At 56.1% G+C, this 17,186-nt stretch carries 20 protein-coding genes and 1 pseudogene; 13 read left to right on the top strand and 8 right to left on the bottom strand.

The genetic code is table 11. The features are described 5' to 3' along the window. Window positions 1-34 precede the first annotated feature (34 nt). From folC to EAE_RS24760, 5 genes are all read left to right on the top strand, one after another. A complete protein-coding gene (folC, locus tag EAE_RS24780; protein ID WP_015706173.1) occupies window positions 35-1,303 on the top strand; it encodes a bifunctional tetrahydrofolate synthase/dihydrofolate synthase in 1,269 nt (422 codons plus the stop codon). Further along, the gene (dedD, locus tag EAE_RS24775) at window positions 1,293-1,985 is read left to right on the top strand and encodes a cell division protein DedD (RefSeq protein ID WP_015365556.1); all 693 of its coding nucleotides are present in this window, start codon (window positions 1,293-1,295) and stop codon (window positions 1,983-1,985) included. Before folC ends, dedD begins: the two co-directional genes overlap by 11 nt. 218 nt (window positions 1,986-2,203) lie before the next feature. Beyond that, a complete protein-coding gene (gene cvpA, locus EAE_RS24770; RefSeq protein WP_015706172.1) occupies window positions 2,204-2,692 on the top strand; it encodes a colicin V production protein in 489 nt (162 codons plus the stop codon). 33 nt (window positions 2,693-2,725) lie between these two features. Next, window positions 2,726-4,243 carry an amidophosphoribosyltransferase gene (gene purF, locus EAE_RS24765; protein ID WP_015365559.1) on the top strand — a complete coding sequence of 506 codons (1,518 nt, stop codon included), beginning with the start codon at window positions 2,726-2,728 and terminating at the stop codon, window positions 4,241-4,243. A gap of 126 nt (window positions 4,244-4,369) precedes the next feature. After that, a complete protein-coding gene (locus tag EAE_RS24760; RefSeq protein ID WP_015706171.1) occupies window positions 4,370-4,942 on the top strand; it encodes a UbiX family flavin prenyltransferase in 573 nt (190 codons plus the stop codon). A 110-nt stretch (window positions 4,943-5,052) separates the two neighbouring features. Here EAE_RS24760 and EAE_RS24755 read toward each other — a convergent pair whose 3' ends face one another. Further along, a complete protein-coding gene (locus EAE_RS24755; RefSeq protein ID WP_161798742.1) occupies window positions 5,053-5,181 on the bottom strand; it encodes a hypothetical protein in 129 nt (42 codons plus the stop codon). 49 nt (window positions 5,182-5,230) lie between these two features. Between EAE_RS24755 and argT the strand changes: the two genes are divergently transcribed. From argT to hisP, 5 genes are all read left to right on the top strand, one after another. Then, window positions 5,231-6,013 carry a lysine/arginine/ornithine ABC transporter substrate-binding protein ArgT gene (gene argT / locus EAE_RS24750; RefSeq protein WP_015365561.1) on the top strand — a complete coding sequence of 261 codons (783 nt, stop codon included), beginning with the start codon at window positions 5,231-5,233 and terminating at the stop codon, window positions 6,011-6,013. A gap of 268 nt (window positions 6,014-6,281) precedes the next feature. Continuing rightward, entirely contained in the window at window positions 6,282-7,064 is a 783-nt protein-coding gene (gene hisJ, locus EAE_RS24745; RefSeq protein WP_015365563.1) for a histidine ABC transporter substrate-binding protein HisJ, read from the top strand. A gap of 66 nt (window positions 7,065-7,130) precedes the next feature. Continuing rightward, on the top strand, window positions 7,131-7,817 hold the full coding sequence (locus tag EAE_RS24740) for a histidine ABC transporter permease HisQ (protein WP_015365564.1): 687 nt from the start codon (window positions 7,131-7,133) through the stop codon (window positions 7,815-7,817). Then, window positions 7,814-8,530: an ABC transporter permease gene (locus EAE_RS24735; RefSeq protein ID WP_015365565.1), complete on the top strand. Its 717-nt coding sequence runs from the start codon at window positions 7,814-7,816 to the stop codon at window positions 8,528-8,530. The genes EAE_RS24740 and EAE_RS24735 overlap by 4 nt, the downstream gene beginning before the upstream one ends. Window positions 8,531-8,537: 7 nt before the next feature. Then, window positions 8,538-9,311, top strand: a complete 774-nt coding sequence (gene hisP, locus EAE_RS24730; RefSeq protein WP_015365566.1) for a histidine ABC transporter ATP-binding protein HisP — start codon at window positions 8,538-8,540, stop codon at window positions 9,309-9,311. Here hisP and EAE_RS24725 read toward each other — a convergent pair. The 6 genes and pseudogenes from EAE_RS24725 to yfcG form a co-directional block, all read right to left on the bottom strand. After that, window positions 9,292-9,847: pseudogene (locus EAE_RS24725) on the bottom strand (GNAT family N-acetyltransferase). The gene hisP and the pseudogene EAE_RS24725 sit on opposite strands and share 20 nt — an antisense overlap. Before the next feature lie 75 nt (window positions 9,848-9,922). After that, complete coding sequence (locus tag EAE_RS24720) at window positions 9,923-10,477, bottom strand: hypothetical protein (protein WP_015706169.1); 555 nt, start codon at window positions 10,475-10,477, stop codon at window positions 9,923-9,925. A gap of 3 nt (window positions 10,478-10,480) precedes the next feature. Next, a complete protein-coding gene (locus EAE_RS24715) occupies window positions 10,481-10,735 on the bottom strand; it encodes a hypothetical protein (RefSeq protein WP_015706168.1) in 255 nt (84 codons plus the stop codon). A 213-nt stretch (window positions 10,736-10,948) separates the two neighbouring features. Continuing rightward, window positions 10,949-11,842, bottom strand: a complete 894-nt coding sequence (locus tag EAE_RS24710) for a TIGR01777 family oxidoreductase (RefSeq protein ID WP_015706167.1) — start codon at window positions 11,840-11,842, stop codon at window positions 10,949-10,951. Between the two features lie 21 nt (window positions 11,843-11,863). Beyond that, window positions 11,864-12,226, bottom strand: a complete 363-nt coding sequence (folX, locus tag EAE_RS24705) for a dihydroneopterin triphosphate 2'-epimerase (RefSeq protein ID WP_015365570.1) — start codon at window positions 12,224-12,226, stop codon at window positions 11,864-11,866. A 65-nt stretch (window positions 12,227-12,291) separates the two neighbouring features. Continuing rightward, window positions 12,292-12,921, bottom strand: coding sequence for a GSH-dependent disulfide bond oxidoreductase (gene yfcG, locus EAE_RS24700; RefSeq protein WP_015706166.1), 630 nt, complete (start codon window positions 12,919-12,921; stop codon window positions 12,292-12,294). Window positions 12,922-13,083: 162 nt separating this feature from the next. Between yfcG and yfcF the strand changes: the two genes are divergently transcribed. The 3 genes from yfcF to yfcD are packed head-to-tail and all read left to right on the top strand — an operon-like array spanning window position 13,084 to window position 14,951. Continuing rightward, window positions 13,084-13,728: a glutathione transferase gene (gene yfcF / locus EAE_RS24695; protein ID WP_015365572.1), complete on the top strand. Its 645-nt coding sequence runs from the start codon at window positions 13,084-13,086 to the stop codon at window positions 13,726-13,728. Between the two features lie 57 nt (window positions 13,729-13,785). Then, window positions 13,786-14,337: a phosphodiesterase gene (yfcE, locus tag EAE_RS24690; protein WP_015706165.1), complete on the top strand. Its 552-nt coding sequence runs from the start codon at window positions 13,786-13,788 to the stop codon at window positions 14,335-14,337. A 56-nt stretch (window positions 14,338-14,393) separates the two neighbouring features. Further along, on the top strand, window positions 14,394-14,951 hold the full coding sequence (gene yfcD, locus EAE_RS24685) for an NUDIX hydrolase YfcD (RefSeq protein WP_015365574.1): 558 nt from the start codon (window positions 14,394-14,396) through the stop codon (window positions 14,949-14,951). A 67-nt stretch (window positions 14,952-15,018) separates the two neighbouring features. On the opposite strand, the gene pta is transcribed toward yfcD, so the two are convergent. After that, window positions 15,019-17,166: a phosphate acetyltransferase gene (pta, locus tag EAE_RS24680; RefSeq protein WP_015706164.1), complete on the bottom strand. Its 2,148-nt coding sequence runs from the start codon at window positions 17,164-17,166 to the stop codon at window positions 15,019-15,021. Window positions 17,167-17,186: the final 20 nt, after the last annotated feature.

The following is a 17,186-nucleotide window of genomic DNA, read 5'->3' as shown; positions in this document are numbered from 1 at the left end:
GCCCTTTTTTTTACCGTTAACTCTCGCGGACATCATGGAAAAAGATCCTATTCCTCAGGCCACGTCGCCCCTGGCTACGTGGCTTTCTTATCTGGAGCATCTGCACAGTAAAGCCATCGATCTGGGACTGGCGCGGGTGAGCGAAGTCGCCGGACGGATGTCGATATTAAAACCGGCGCCGTTTGTCTTTACAGTAGCGGGTACCAACGGCAAAGGCACCACCTGCCGAACGCTGGAATCCGTGCTGATGGCGGCGGGCTATAAAGTTGGCGTGTATAGTTCGCCGCATCTGGTGCGCTATACCGAACGCGTGCGTATCCAGGGCGCCGAGCTGCCGGAAGCGGCGCATACCGCCTCATTTGCCGAAATCGAAGCGGCGCGCGGCGATATCTCGCTGAGCTATTTTGAATTTGGCACGCTGTCCGCGCTATGGCTGTTTAAGCAGGCGCAGCTGGATGTGGTTATCCTGGAGGTGGGTCTGGGTGGACGCCTGGACGCCACGAATATCGTCGATACCGACGTCGCGGTGGTCACCAGCATCGCGCTGGATCATACCGACTGGCTGGGGCCGGATCGTGAAAGCATTGGCCGTGAAAAAGCGGGTATCTTCCGCGCCGGTAAACCGGCGGTGGTGGGCGAGCCCGATATGCCGCAGACGATTGCCGACGTGGCGAATGAAAAGGGCGCGACGCTGCTGCGCCGCGACCATGACTGGCGTTATAGCGTGACGGACCAGTCATGGAACTTTACCGATGGTCAGGGCGAGTTGGCAGGGCTGCCGCTGCCGCAGGTTCCATTGCCCAACGCCGCGACGGCGCTGGCGGCGCTGCGCGCCAGCGGGCTTAACGTCGCTGAACAGGCGCTGCGCGACGGCATTCATCACGCCATGCTCCCGGGGCGCTTTCAGATTATCAGCGACGCGCCGCGGGTGATCCTCGATGTCGCGCATAACCCGCACGCGGCGGCTTATCTCGCCGGGCGTCTCAAAAGCTTAGCGAAAACGGGGCGAGTACTGGCGGTTATTGGTATGCTGCATGATAAAGATATCGCCGGAACCCTGGCGAATCTGGCGCCTGAAGTAGACGCGTGGTACTGCGCGCCGCTGGAAGGGCCGCGCGGCGCCACGGCGGACCAGCTGATTGCGCATCTGCGCGCGGGCCAACGTTATGACAGCGTAGCGCAGGCGTGGCATGCCGCTATGGCGGATGCCAAAGCCGAAGATACGGTGCTGGTGTGTGGTTCCTTCCACACGGTGGCGCATGTAATGGAAGAGATAGACGCGGGGAGAATCGGTGGCGAGTAAGTTTCAGAACCGTTTAGTCGGGACGATTGTACTGGTAGCGCTGGGGGTAATTATTCTCCCGGGTCTGCTCGACGGCCAGAAAAAACATTATCAGGATGAGTTTGCGGCGATCCCATTGGTGCCGAAGCCGGGCGATCGCGATGAGCCGGATATGCTGCCGGCGGCTACTCAGGCGCTGCCTTCGCAGCCGCCGGAAGGCGCCGCGGAAGAGGTGAGAGCGGGAGACGCCGCGGCGCCATCGCTGGATCCGTCGCGCGTCCCGGTAAACAACAATAGCTTCGATGAAGTCCAGGAGCCGGTGGTGGCCGCCAAGCCGCAGCCGAAACCACAGCCGAAGCCGGTTGAGAAACCGCAGCCTCAGCAGGTCGCGCAGACGCCGCCTCCGGCCAAAACGCAACCGCAGCCGCAACAGCAGCAGGCCGCGATTCCGGCGCCGACCGGGAAAGCCTATGTAGTGCAGTTGGGGGCGTTGAAGAATGCCGATAAGGTTAACGAAATCGTCGGTAAGCTGCGTTCCTCGGGCTTTAAAGCCTGGACATCGCCATCCACGCCGGTTCAGGGTAAAATTACCCGTATTCTGGTGGGGCCGGATGCGTCGAAAGACAAGCTGAAGGGGCAACTCGGCGAGCTGCAGCAGATTTCTGGTCTGAGCGGCGTGGTTATGGGATATAGCCCGAATTAAAATCCCACCCGCTCTGATTGGGCGAGCTGGCAGGCGGGTTAACCTGCTGAAACCCTTGCCGGATACGCCCTGAAGAGGCGTCAGGCAGTATGGCGTTGAATGTTTTTTCAGCGCCATTTTTATTTCTGTAGGGCACGGAAATCCCTACGCAAACGTTTTCTTTTTCTGTTAGAATGCGCCCCGAACCGGACGACAGGGCGTAAAATCGTGGGATGTATATGGTCTGGATTGATTACGCCATTATTGCGGTAATTGGTTTTTCCTGTTTGGTTAGCCTTATCCGCGGCTTTGTTCGTGAAGCGTTATCGCTGGTGACATGGGGATGTGCCTTCTTTGTCGCCAGTCATTACTACACTTACCTGGCTGTCTGGTTCACGGGCTTTGAAGACGAACTGGTCCGAAATGGGATTGCTATCGCGATATTGTTTATCGCAACGCTTATCGTCGGCGCTATCGTTAACTATGTGATAGGCGCTCTGGTAGAGAAAACCGGTCTGTCAGGAACAGACAGGGTGTTGGGGATCTGTTTTGGCGCCCTGCGCGGCGTGCTGATCGTCTCCGCTATTCTGTTCTTTCTCGATAGCTTCACCGGTATGGCAAAAAGTGAAGACTGGCAAAAGTCTGAGCTTATCCCGCAGTTCAGTTTCGTTATCAGATGGTTCTTTGACTATCTGCAGAGCTCGTCAAGTTTCTTGCCCAAAGCATAAGCGTTGGGATGTAGCTTAACGAGGAAAAGACGTATGTGCGGTATTGTCGGTATCGCCGGTGTTATGCCGGTAAACCAGTCGATTTATGACGCGTTAACGGTGCTTCAGCATCGTGGGCAGGATGCCGCGGGCATCATCACCATTGATGCAAATAACTGCTTCCGTTTGCGTAAGGCTAACGGGCTGGTGAGCGATGTGTTCGAAGCGCGCCACATGCAGCGTATGCAGGGAAATATGGGGATTGGCCACGTCCGTTACCCAACGGCAGGCAGTTCCAGCGCTTCTGAAGCGCAGCCTTTTTACGTTAACTCGCCCTACGGCATTACGTTGGCCCATAATGGCAACCTGACCAATGCCCACGAGCTGCGTCAAAAGCTATTTGAAGAAAAACGCCGCCACATCAACACCACCTCCGATTCCGAAATTCTGCTCAATATCTTTGCCAGCGAGCTGGATAATTTCCGTCATTACCCGCTGGAAGCCGATAACATCTTCGCCGCGATTGCCGCGACGAACCGCCAGATCCGCGGCGCATACGCCTGCGTGGCGATGATTATCGGCCACGGCATGGTCGCCTTCCGCGACCCGAACGGTATTCGTCCGCTGGTGCTCGGCAAGCGCGATATCGGCGATGGCCGCACCGAGTATATGGTCGCCTCCGAAAGCGTGGCGCTGGATACATTGGGCTTTGAGTTTCTGCGCGACGTCGCGCCGGGCGAAGCGGTCTACATCACCGAGAAAGGCCAGCTGTTTACCCGTCAATGTGCGGAAAACCCGGTCAGCAACCCATGCCTGTTCGAATACGTCTATTTCGCGCGTCCGGACTCCTTTATCGACAAGATTTCCGTCTATAGCGCCCGTGTGAACATGGGCACGAAGCTTGGCGAGAAAATTGCCCGCGAGTGGGAAGATCTGGATATCGATGTCGTTATTCCGATCCCGGAAACCTCCTGCGATATCGCCCTGGAGATTGCCCGTATCCTCGATAAACCCTATCGTCAGGGTTTCGTCAAAAACCGCTATGTCGGCCGTACCTTTATCATGCCGGGCCAGCAACTGCGCCGTAAGTCCGTGCGCCGTAAGCTGAACGCCAACCGCGCCGAATTCCGTGATAAGAACGTGCTGCTGGTGGACGACTCTATCGTTCGCGGCACCACCTCTGAACAGATTATCGAAATGGCGCGCGAAGCCGGTGCGAAGAAAGTGTATCTGGCCTCCGCGGCGCCGGAAATTCGCTTCCCTAACGTTTACGGTATCGATATGCCGACCGCCAACGAGCTTATCGCCCACGGTCGCGAAGTTGACGAGATCCGTCAGATCATCGGCGCCGATGGCCTGATTTTCCAGGATCTGAACGATCTGATCGAAGCGGTGCGCGCAGAAAACCCGGATATTCAGCAGTTCGAGTGTTCGGTCTTTAACGGCGTGTACGTCACCAAAGACGTAGACCAACAGTATCTCGATTATCTTGATTCCCTGCGCAACGACGATGCGAAAGCGGTCCAACTGCAAACCGAAGTTGAAAACTTAGAGATGCATAACGAAGGCTAATTCGTCACTTGTCGCTGGCCCGCCGTCTTTCGAGGACCGCGGGCCTTTTTATTTTTACCCGCCAGGTTGCGTCGGGGACTATAATCCGGCAAAGTCTGCGGCACTATGCGCAAGGGGTATAACATCGTGAAACGACTCATTATCGGCATTTCCGGCGCCAGCGGCGCGATTTACGGCGTACGCCTGCTACAGGTATTGCGTGACGTCGCGGAGGTCGAGACCCATCTGATAATGAGCCAGGCGGCGCGTCAGACGCTGTCGCTGGAAACCGACTACTCGCTGCGGGAAGTGCAGGCGCTGGCCAATGTGGTACATGACGCGCGCGATATCGCCGCCAGCATCTCCTCCGGCTCGTTTAAAACCAGCGGGATGGTCATTCTACCGTGCTCGATGAAAACGCTCTCCGGCATCGTCAATAGCTATACCGATGGTCTACTGACCCGCGCGGCGGACGTGGTGTTAAAAGAGCGTCGCCCGCTGGTGCTTTGCGTACGCGAGACGCCGTTCCATCTGGGGCATCTGCGTTTAATGGTGCAGGCGGCGGAAATGGGCGCGGTGATCATGCCGCCGGTACCGGCATTCTATCATCGTCCCCAGTCGCTGGATGATGTGATTAATCAGACGGTTAACCGGGTGATCGATCAGTTTGATATTGACCTGCCGCAGGACCTGTTTACCCGCTGGCAAGGCGGAGTATGATGCACCTGTTTGGTGCATTTTATTTACCTTTGCCTTCCGCTGGTGCATTTTTGTTGTCCTGATCAAATCCTCGACATTTAATTTGTTTTTTTGCGTTTTGCCGCTGCGGTTTATCCGCCAATGCTGGTATCTTCCCTCTTAAGACAATCTTGCAACTTTATATTAACAAATTTAACGCTGTTACCGGCACGCACCGGGAAAATGGCATAAAACCTGCAAGAACCGTCGGCAACATACATAACCAGACAGCGCACAACATAACAACATCACGACACTTAAGGGCTTTCTATGAAGAAGACGATCCTGGCTCTCTCGTTAATCATGGGAATCAGCAGCGCCGCCAGCGTATCTGCGGCGCTGCCGCAAAGTATCCGCATCGGCACCGATACCACCTATGCGCCTTTCTCGTCGAAGGATTCGAAGGGCAACTTTATTGGCTTTGACATCGATCTGGGCAATGAACTGTGCTCGCGTATCAAGGTGAAGTGCACCTGGGTGGGCAGCGATTTTGACGCGCTGATCCCCTCGCTGAAAGCGAAGAAAATCGACGCAATTATCTCGTCATTATCGATTACCGAAAAACGACAGCAGGAGATTGCGTTCTCTGACAAGCTGTATGCGGCAGACTCTCGACTGATTGCCGCAAAAGGCTCGCCGATTCAGCCGACGCTGGAGTCGCTGAAAGGCAAGCATGTTGGCGTACTGCAGGGCTCCACCCAGGAGGCCTATGCCAACGAACGCTGGCGCAGCCAGGGCGTGGATGTTGTCGCCTATGCTAACCAGGATCTCATCTATTCCGACCTCGCCGCAGGGCGCCTTGATGCGGCGCTGCAGGATGAAGTCGCGGCCAGTGAAGGTTTCCTCAAACAACCTGCCGGTAAAGACTACGCGTTTGCCGGTCCTTCCGTTAAAGACAAAAAATACTTCGGCGATGGTACCGGCATCGGCCTGCGCAAAGAAGATGGCGAGCTGAAAGCCGCTTTCGACAAAGCGCTGGGTGAAATGCGTAAAGACGGCACCTACGACAAAATGGCGAAGAAATACTTCAACTTTAACGTCTACGGCGATTAAGACTGTAGCGGTCTGGTTATGCCAGGCCGCTCCATTGCGACGCGGTTATTGTTGCCCTTGATAGGTGCAAGCGGTTGATAGCTTGCACCAGAATGGGGCGACAGCAGTTTTTCTTTGTTCATAAAATGCATAGTTAAGCGTTTCTGATGCAAAAAAAATCTGCTTTCATGCGCATTTTGCTTTGCCTTGGCAGGGCGAATAATGGCACGATAACTGGCGTAAGTGCTTCTAATAAACCCGTTAGAATGACAGTCTGTTGAGGATAATTATGAAAAAACTGGCGTTGTCTCTTTCTTTGGCGCTGGCCCTTTCCAGCGTTTCCACGGTATTCGCAGCTATTCCACAGAAAATCCGTATCGGTACCGATCCTACTTATGCGCCGTTCGAATCGAAGAATGCGCAGGGGCAATTGATCGGTTTTGACATCGATCTGGCGAAAGAGCTGTGTAAGCGTATTAATACCCAATGTACCTTCGTTGAAAACCCGCTGGATGCGCTGATCCCCTCGTTAAAAGCGAAGAAAATCGATGCGATTATGTCCTCGCTGTCGATTACCGAAAAGCGCCAACAGGAGATTGCCTTCACCGACAAACTTTATGCCGCTGACTCCCGTCTGGTGGTGAAAAAGGGCAGCGATATTACGCCAGACCTGAGCAAGCTGAAAGGCAAGCGCATTGGCGTTCTGCAGGGCACCACGCAGGAAACCTACGGCAACGAGCACTGGGCGCCGAAAGGCATTGAAATTGTCTCCTATCAGGGCCAGGACAATATCTATTCCGACCTGACCGCGGGCCGTATTGACGCTGCGTTCCAGGATGAGGTCGCCGCGAGCGAAGGTTTCCTCAAACAGCCGATTGGCAAAGATTATCAGTTTGGCGGCCCGTCCATTAAGGATGAGAAGTTGTTTGGCGTCGGTACCGGCATGGGCCTGCGTAAAGACGACACCGAGCTGCGTGAAGCGCTAAATAAAGCTTTCGCCGAGATGCGTAAAGACGGCACTTACGACAAGCTGGCGAAGAAATATTTCGACTTTAACGTGTACGGCGACTAATCATCGTTAGTACCTCGCCGCACGCGTTTTCACGTGCGGCGATCGATGACAGACAGGGCAGACAGCATGCTGTACGGGTTCTCACAGGTTATTTTTCAGGGCGCGCTGGTCACCCTTGAGCTGGCGCTTAGCTCGGTAGTGCTCGCGGTCCTTATTGGGCTGGTGGGCGCGGGGGCGAAATTATCCGCTAACCGGCCTATGGCGCTGGTGTTTGAAGGCTATACCACGCTGATCCGCGGGGTGCCGGATCTGGTGCTGATGCTGCTGATTTTCTATGGGCTACAGATCGCCCTTAACAGCATCACCGATGCATTAGGCATGGCGCAATTTGATATTGATCCGATGATCGCCGGTATTATCACCCTCGGATTTATCTATGGCGCGTACTTCACTGAAACCTTCCGCGGCGCGTTTCTGGCGGTGCCGAAAGGCCATATTGAAGCGGCGACGGCATTTGGCTTCAGCGGCTGGCAGACGTTCCGCCGTATCCTGTTTCCGGCGATGATGCGCTATGCGCTGCCCGGTATCGGCAACAACTGGCAGGTGATTCTCAAAGCCACCGCGCTGGTGTCGCTGCTCGGTCTGGAAGACGTGGTGAAGGCAACGCAGCTGGCGGGCAAAAGCACCTGGCAGCCGTTCTATTTCGCTATCGTCTGCGGGGCGATCTATCTGGTGTTTACCACGATTTCCAATGGTGTGCTGCTGCTGCTTGAACGCCGCTACTCCGTGGGTGTGAAGAGGGCTGACCTGTGATTGAAATTATTCAGGAGTACTGGAAATCCCTGCTGTGGACCGACGGTTACCGTTTTACCGGCGTGGCGATCACCCTGTGGCTGTTGATTGCTTCAGTGGTGATGGGCGGTATCCTTGCGGTGTTTCTCGCCATCGGGCGGGTATCGAGCAATAAATACATTCAGTTTCCGATCTGGCTGTTTACCTATATTTTCCGCGGTACGCCGCTGTACGTGCAGCTGCTGGTGTTTTACTCCGGGATGTATACGCTGGAAATCGTCAAAGGCAGCGATCTGTTGAATGCGTTTTTCCGCAGCGGCCTGAACTGTACGGTGTTGGCATTGACCTTAAATACCTGCGCCTACACCACCGAGATTTTTGCGGGGGCGATTCGTTCGGTGGCGCCGGGCGAGATTGAGGCTGCGCGGGCTTACGGCTTTTCGTCAGTTAAGCTATACCGCTGCATTATTTTGCCGTCGGCACTGCGTATTGCGCTACCGGCGTACAGCAACGAAGTCATTCTGATGCTGCACTCGACGGCGCTGGCGTTTACCGCCACGGTGCCGGATTTGCTGAAAATTGCGCGTGATATTAACTCAGCGACCTATCAGCCGTTTACCGCTTTCGGCATTGCCGCGGTACTGTACTTAATTATTTCGTATGTGCTGATTAGCTTGTTCCGCAAGGCGGAAAAGCGCTGGTTGCAGCATATCAAACCCTCTTCGACGCACTGAGAAAGCCATGACCGACAATAAATTAAGCGTTATCGATCTGCATAAACGTTACGGCGAGCACGAGGTGCTGAAAGGCGTCTCGCTGAAAGCGAAGGCCGGAGACGTGATTAGTATTATCGGCTCATCGGGTTCCGGTAAAAGTACCTTCCTGCGCTGCATCAACTTTCTGGAGAAGCCAAGCGAAGGAACGATTATCGTCAACGGGCAGAATATTGGCCTGGTGCGCGATAAAGACGGCCAGTTGAAGGTAGCGGATAAAAACCAGCTGCGTCTGCTGCGCACGCGCCTGACGATGGTGTTCCAGCACTTCAACCTGTGGAGCCACATGACGGTACTGGAAAACGTTATGGAGGCGCCGATTCAGGTGCTCGGCCTCAACAAACAGGAAGCGCGCGAGCGGGCGGTGAAGTATCTGGCGAAAGTCGGTATCGATGAACGCCAGCAGATCAAATATCCGGTACATCTTTCCGGCGGTCAGCAGCAGCGCGTGTCCATCGCGCGGGCGCTGGCGATGGAGCCGGACGTACTGTTGTTTGATGAGCCGACATCGGCACTGGATCCGGAGCTGGTGGGCGAAGTGTTGCGTATTATGCAAAAACTGGCGGAAGAGGGGAAAACCATGGTGGTCGTCACCCACGAAATGGGCTTTGCCCGCCACGTCTCTTCACACGTGATTTTCCTCCATCAGGGAAGAATCGAAGAAGAGGGACATCCCGACGAGCTATTCGGCAACCCGAAAAGCCAGCGCCTGCAGCAGTTCCTTAAAGGTTCACTGAAGTAATCGCCTCTATCCCGGCGGGTTCGCTCGCCGGGAATGACTTAACGCTCCAGCCGGTAGATCCAATCATCGTAATCCACGCCGTTGAGGTGGTAAGCATTTTCCAGCACCTGAATGCGTACAAAACCGTGCTTTTCCAGCAGCCGGGACGATCCCAAATTATTGCCCAGCACCCAGGCATTAATGGCGTGGATGCCAAGGGTGGTAAAGCCGTAATCACAAATCGCGCGCAGCGCTTCGCTGGCGTAGCCCTGACCCTGCGCTTGCGGCAGTAGCGCGTAGCCGACGTCGGCCTCGTGCGGGTTTTTCGCGCTGATGCGCAGACCAATATCCCCCAGCGGCGTGCCGGCAGAATCGCGCAATACAAAGACGCCGGCATCTTCGCAGCGGCATTCAAACACGCTGCGTAGCGCCGTTTCGCTTAACACCTCACCCATGTAACGCATGACGTCAGGGTCCTGACGCAGACGCAGAAAAAAGGGCCAATCGGCCGGAGTGAAGCGGGAAAGCAACAGGCGGGACGTTGTTATCGTAGTCATAAAGCAATTAATCAGCTAAAACGAAAGCCTACTTTACCACCATGCTGTGCCGGGTAACATGCTCGCCCTCGCGAATCAGCCCGTGGGTGACGTGGCGCTCAGACTTTGCAGGTAGCGCTGCACGCGGTGATTTTCAGGTGAACGGCGAAGCTGTAGCGCCAGGTTGAGGCTATCCAGCAGTAGGGCGTTAGCCACCATCGGCGAATCGGCGGCGATGCGCTTTTCCGCGACTAACCATTCAACGACGGATTTCCAGCGCCAGAGAGGGGAATTGCCCTTCACGCGCTGTACGGGGCCGGGAAACCGCCCGCTGCCGCGAGCGCCCTCTTTTAATAGCGCGATCGCCTGGCGGGAGACGCCGATAAGTTCGGCGATATCGCTCAGCCCGACCAGTGTCGAATCGATGGACTCCACGCGGATACTTGGCAGCGCGGCGGTTTCTACATCGCGGATGGCGGATAGCGCCGCCTGCTCCAGCGATTGGCCCTCGCGATCGAACTCGAGGTAGACCGCGGTACCGTAAAAGCAGACCAGCGCGTCGCTACAGCCTGCGGCAAAGAGCGCATCTTCCAGTCCTGGCGTTTGACTGGTGACGCCGGACAGCGTCAGCGTAAAATTAAATATCGGCATCGTTTAGCGTTCCTTATGCGTGATGCGCGCGGTAGCCGGGATGGGACACCGTTCGACCATTCTGATTATTTGCCGGGCGTGGTTTTCAGGGACGGCGGGCGTCGACCAAATGCTCATCATATGTTCACGGTGTTCAGCCACGCCGCAGACGAGGCGGCCAAAGCAATGAGCGCTTTTACCTGCAGGCAGCAATATCCACCCCCGCGCCAGCGCCGTGGCAATCGCCTTCCTGATATGTTTGTCCGGATGTTCCTTCATCGTCAAATCCTGCTCAGAATAAAAAGAGTGTTGACGGTTGTCAACGATTTTTGAGGGTATATTCCTCGTCAGGACGTTATGGCAGGAGAATAATTTTGCGGTTGGAATGCGCTTCACAAGAAGCGTAGCAAGGAGAGCGAGGAATTAACGATTTGCGAGGCGGCTTCCGCCCAAGGGAAGAGAACGGGGAGCCATTGCTCCCCGTTTATCGACTTAGCTCAACACATCCTTCAGAGCCTCTTCCAGATCGTACCAGCGAAAGCTAAAGCCGGCGGCTTCCAGGCGTTTAGGCAGCGCGCGCTGGCCGCCGAGCACCAGTACTGAAGATTCTCCCATCAGCAGGCGAATGGCGGCGGCGGGAACGCGGAAAATCGCCGGGCGATTGAGCGCGTGGCCGAGCGCGTGGGCAAACTGTTCGTTACGTACGGGATAGGGTGAGACCATATTGAACGGGCCGCGCAGATCGTTATCCAGCAGCCACAAGATCCCGTTCACCATATCATCGATATGGATCCACGCCAGATACTGACGACCGTCGCCGATAGGGCCGCCCAGGCCGAGCTTAAACGCTGGCGTCATTTTAGCCAGGATCCCGCCCCGCGGCGCTAATACGACGCCGGTGCGCAACAGGCACACGCGCGTGCGATCGCTTTGCGCCTCACAGGCGATTTGCTCCCAGCGGGCGCAAAGTTTATGGGTAAATTCGTTGTGTGGCGGCTCTTCCTCGGTTACCACGACTTCACCGAGATCGCCGTAATAGCCGGTAGCGGAACCGCTAATCAGCACGGAGGGTGGTGTTTCGCTGGCTTTAAATAACGCGACCAGTTGCCGGGTGATGTCCCAGCGGCTGTGGCACAGGCGCTCTTTTTGCTCTGCCGTCCAGCGCTTATCGGCGATCGGTTCGCCGGCAAGGTTAATGACGGCGTCAAAGCCATCGAGGTTGTTTTGCCCTTCGAAAGCGCGCCACAGCGTGACGCGGGGATCGAGACGGGCTTTCGCGCGTTCAGGGTTGCGGGTGGAAACCGTGAGCTGGTGCCCAAGTTCCAGCAGCCTGGTAATAAGATGCCGACCAATGAGCCCGGTACCGCCAGTGAGCAGGATTTTCATACCGCCTCCCTTACAAACGTTTTAGCGCCGCCAGCTCATGGTCATCGATACTGAGTCGGCATAGCGCAGCGCGTGAAGTTTATCGATCTCTACTTCAGCATAAGTGACCCAGTGATGTTCGCATGCGATATTGAGCACATCCTGGGTTAATTTTTCCAGCAGCGAGAAGCGGTTATTCTCGATATGGCTGATGATACGCTTAGTAATGGTGCGATAGTTCAGGGCATCATTGATGTCTTCGCTGTCGCGAGCCTTATCGGCCGGATAGTGAATCACCACATTCACCAATACGTCCTGACGGTTGGCGATCTCTTCCTCTTTGATTCCAATAAAAGTACGCAGGCGCAGGTTCTTAATACGAATAATGGCGTCTGGCTGAGACATTGCAGGCTTCCTCCGTGTAGTAATTTCCGCAATCATACATGAAAGCACGCCCTGCGAGCAGGGGATTAATAATGTTGCGTTTTGAGTAGCGCTTGTTGCGTTGCCGGGCGCTGGCGGATGCGTTCAAACCAGTTATGCACCGCCGGGAACTGGCTAAGATCGATGCGTTGGCGCGGGTAGGCATTAACCCATGGCCAACAGGCGATATCGGCGATACTGTAGTGCTCGCCGCCCAACCATGGACTGGTTTCAAGACGCCGGTTCATTACGCCATACAGGCGCTGGCTTTCGACCTGATAGCGTTCAATGGCGTAAGGGACAGCCTGAGGCGCGTGATGGTTAAAGTGGTGGTTTTGCCCAAGCATTGGCCCCAGACCGCCGACCTGCCAGAATAGCCATTGCAGGGTAGTATGCCGCTCGCGCAGCTCGCCGCTTAGTAATTTTCCCGATTTCTCCGCCAGATAGAGCAGGATCTCTCCTGACTCAAACAGGCTTAACGGCGCGCCGCCGTCGACCGGAACGTGGTCAACGATCGCCGGGATCTTATTATTTGGCGAGATAGCCAGAAACTGCGGGCGAAACTGTTCACCTTTGCCGATATCGACGTGTATCAGGCGATAGGCCAGCTGCGCCTCTTCGAGAAAAAGAGTGATTTTGTGGCCGTTGGGGGTAGGTGCGTAGTAAAGATCGATCATGAGGTCTCCCGCCATCGAAGGTCGCAAACGTTTCGAGTATAGGCGACCTGCGCCATCGCGGGGCAAAGATTAAAATTGCGAAATCCTCATGTGGCTGCCAGTGACATCTTATAGCAGACCAGCTATGTTGATTTATCTCCCCCTGGCTTCATTGAGGATGTCATGAATCAGCCTGTTATTACCCTGTGGTCCGATGCCGATTTTTTCTCCCCCTATGTGATGTCCGTGTACGTGGCGCTGCAGGAAAAAAGCCTGCCGTTCACCCTTAAAACCGTCAATCTCGACAGCGGCGAGCATCTGCAGCCGGGCTGGAAGGGCTACTCCGCGACACGGCGCGTGCCGCTGCTGGAAGTGGATAATTTTTCGCTGAGCGAATCCTCGGCCATCACCGAATACCTTGACGAGCGCTTTGCGCCGCCGGAATGGGAGCGCTTGTATCCGCATGACCTGCAAAAACGCGCGCGGGCGCGGCAGGTGCAGGCCTGGCTGCGAAGCGATCTGATGCCCATACGCGAAGAACGTTCTACCGACGTGGTGTTTGGCGGCGCGAAGAAGCCTGCGCTTAGCGCTGCGGGGCAAACCAGCGCGGCTAAACTCTTCGCTACCGCCGGCGCGCTTTTGGCGCATGGCGGACAGAATCTGTTTGGCGAATGGTGTATCGCCGATGCCGATCTTGCGCTGATGCTAAACCGTCTGGTGCTGAACGGCGATGAGGTGCCGGAAGCGCTGGCGGACTATGCGACCTTCCAGTGGCAACGGGCATCTGTTCAGCGTTATGCCGCACTGTCGGCTAAACGTAGCGGCTGATAAGCGCAGGCAGTTCCGTTATCATAGACAGACCGTATTGTCTGGTAAGGGGTTGATATGAAACTGATGTTCGCATCCGATATTCACGGCTCGCTGCCTGCGACCGAACGCGTTCTGGAACGCTTCGCGCAGAGCGGGGCGCAGTGGCTGGTTATCCTCGGCGATGTGCTCAATCACGGGCCGCGCAACGCGCTGCCGGAAGGGTATGCGCCGGCGCAGGTCGCCGAGCGGCTGAACAGCGTCGCGCAGCGGATTATCGCCGTCCGCGGTAACTGTGATAGCGAAGTCGATCAAATGCTGCTGCATTTCCCCATTACTGCCCCTTGGCAGCAGGTGCTTAGCGAAGGCTACCGCCTGTTTTTGACCCACGGTCATCTCTATAGTCCGGATAATTTGCCGCCGCTCGCTGCTGGCGATGTACTGGCTTATGGTCATACTCATATTCCGGTTGCCGAGAAACGCGGCGATATATTCCTCTTCAATCCTGGCTCTGTGAGCATCCCGAAAGGCGGCTTTGCCGCCAGCTACGGCATGCTGGAAGATGATCGGCTGCAGGTTTTCGCACTCAATGATAATCAGGTTATTGCAGAGGCCGCGATTTACCCGTAATTTACCCCTCAATCGTAAAGACGCGCCGCGAGAGCGCTTAAAAGTAAGGTTTCCTGATGGCGGAACAGAAGCATTTGGCAAGCACAGAATGGGTCGATATTGTTAATGAAAACAATGAAGTGATAGCACAGTCCAGCCGCGAGCAAATGCGCGCGCAGTGTCTGCGCCACCGCGCGACCTATATTGTGGTTCATGATGGGATGGGCAAGATTCTGGTACAGCGCCGTACCGAGAGCAAAGATTTCATGCCGGGCATGCTGGATGCGACCGCCGGCGGCGTGGTGCAGGCGGATGAACAGCTGCTGGACTCCGCGCGCCGCGAAGCGGAAGAAGAGCTGGGGATTGCGGGCGTGCCTTTTGCCGATCACGGCCAATTCTACTACGAAGATAAACACTGCCGCGTCTGGGGAAGCCTGTTTAGCTGTGTTTCTCATGGCCCGTTCGCCCTGCAGGAAGAAGAGGTCAGCGAGGTATGCTGGTTGACGCCGGAAGAGATCACCGCGCGCTGCGATGAGTTCACCGCCGATTCACTGAAAGCGCTGGCGCTGTGGATGACTCGTAATGCGGGCAATACCGGCCACGATCGCGACGAGCCGGAAGAAGACGAAGCGTAATTTCCTTTACGCGTTAGCGTCAAAAAAAAGGCAGCCATTTGGCTGCCTTTCTTGTCTCAGCGGAAGATTAGTTCTGCTGCTGAGAAGACTGAATCGCCGTCAGTGCGATAGTGTAGACGATATCGTCTACCAGCGCGCCGCGGGACAGGTCGTTTACCGGCTTACGCATACCCTGCAGCATCGGCCCGATGGAGATCAGGTCAGCGGAACGCTGTACGGCTTTGTAAGTGGTGTTACCGGTGTTCAGATCCGGGAAGATGAACACGGTTGCGCGGCCAGCTACCGGAGAGTTCGGCGCTTTGGACTTCGCTACGTCGGCCATTACTGCGGCATCATACTGCAGCGGACCGTCGATCATCAGGTCAGGACGTTTTTCCTGCGCCAGACGAGTCGCTTCGCGTACTTTTTCTACATCGCTACCTGCGCCGGAGGTGCCGGTGGAGTAGGAGAGCATCGCTACGCGCGGTTCGATACCGAAGGCAATCGCGGAATCAGCGGACTGAATCGCGATTTCCGCCAGCTGTTCTGCCGTCGGATCCGGGTTGATCGCGCAGTCGCCGTAAACGTAAACCTGTTCCGGCAGCAGCATGAAGAATACGGAAGAGACCAGCGAGCTGCCCGGCGCCGTTTTGATAAGCTGCAGCGGCGGACGGATGGTATTGGCGGTGGTGTGAACCGCGCCGGATACCAGGCCGTCGACTTCGTCTTGTTCCAGCATCAGGGTGCCGAGAACCACGTTATCTTCCAGCTGTTCGCGCGCAACCGCTTCGGTCATGCCTTTGTTCTTACGCAGTTCGACCAGACGCGCCACGTAGCTTTCGCGAACCACTTCCGGATCGACGATTTCAATACCAGCGCCCAGCTCTACGCCCTGAGAGGCCGCAACGCGGTTGATCTCATCCGGGTTGCCCAGCAGCACGCAGGTTGCAATACCGCGCTCGGCACAGATGGCCGCCGCTTTAACGGTACGCGGTTCGTCGCCTTCCGGCAGAACGACGCGTTTGCCCGCTTTACGCGCCAGCTCGGTCAGCTGGTAGCGGAAGGCTGGCGGAGACAGACGACGGCTGCGCTCGGAGGTCGCGGTCAGCGATTCGATCCAGTCGGCGTTGATATAGTTGGCAACGTATTCCTGTACTTTCTCGATGCGCTCGTGATCGTCAACCGGTACTTCCAGGTTGAAGCTCTGCAGGCTCAGAGAGGTCTGCCAGGTGTTGGTGTTAACCATGAATACCGGCAGGCCGGTGGCGAAAGCACGTTCGCACAGCTTGCTGATGCGCGCGTCCATTTCATAGCCGCCGGTCAGCAGGATAGCGCCGATTTCTACGCCGTTCATCGCCGCCAGGCAGGCAGCGACCAGTACGTCTGGACGGTCTGCGGAAGTCACCAGCAGAGAACCCGGACGGAAGTGTTCCAGCATGTGCGGAATGCTGCGCGCGCAGAAGGTTACAGACTTCACGCGGCGAGTATTGATGTCGCCTTCGTTGATCACGGTCGCATTCAGGTGATGCGCCATGTCGATAGCGCGCGTGGCGATCAGGTCGAAGCTCCATGGCACCGCGCCCAGCACCGGCAGCGGGCTGCCATTCTGCAGTTGAGCCGGGTCGATCTTCACGACTTTCGCTTTAGACGAGTCGTCAAAGATTTCGGACAGGTCAGGGCGTGTACGGCCTTGTTCATCAACCGGAGCATTCAGTTTGTTAACGATAACGCCAGTGATGCTGGTGTTTTTCGCGCCGCCGAAGCTGTTGCGAGTCAGTTCGATACGCTCGTTCAGCTGTTCCGGGGTATCGGTGCCCTGAGACATCACGAAGACGATTTCCGCGTTAAGCGTTTTTGCGATTTCGTAGTTCAGAGACTGAGCGAACTGGTGTTTACGAGTCGGGACCAGGCCTTCAACCAGCACCACTTCAGCATCCTGAGTGTTAGCATGGTAGTTGGCGATGATCTCTTCCATCAGCACGTCTTTCTGGTTGCTGGACAGCAGCGACTCAACGTGGCTCATGTTCATCGGTTCAGCGGCAGTCGTCGTTGAAGAGCTGGCGCGAACGATGGTGGTAGTCTGGTCTGGAGTATCGCCACCGGAACGCGGCTGGGCGATAGGTTTAAAGACGCTCAGGCGAACGCCTTTGCGTTCCATAGCGCGGATAACACCGAGGCTGACGCTGGTCAGGCCTACGCTGGTTCCGGTAGGGATCAGCATGATAGTACGGGACACGATATATCCTCTTTCGTTAC

It is taken from the genome of Klebsiella aerogenes KCTC 2190 (genome assembly GCF_000215745.1).
GTDB lineage: Bacteria > Pseudomonadota > Gammaproteobacteria > Enterobacterales > Enterobacteriaceae > Klebsiella > Klebsiella aerogenes.
The sequence above is the reverse complement of the archived record's forward strand: the minus strand, read 5'-3'. Positions and strand labels throughout refer to the sequence as shown.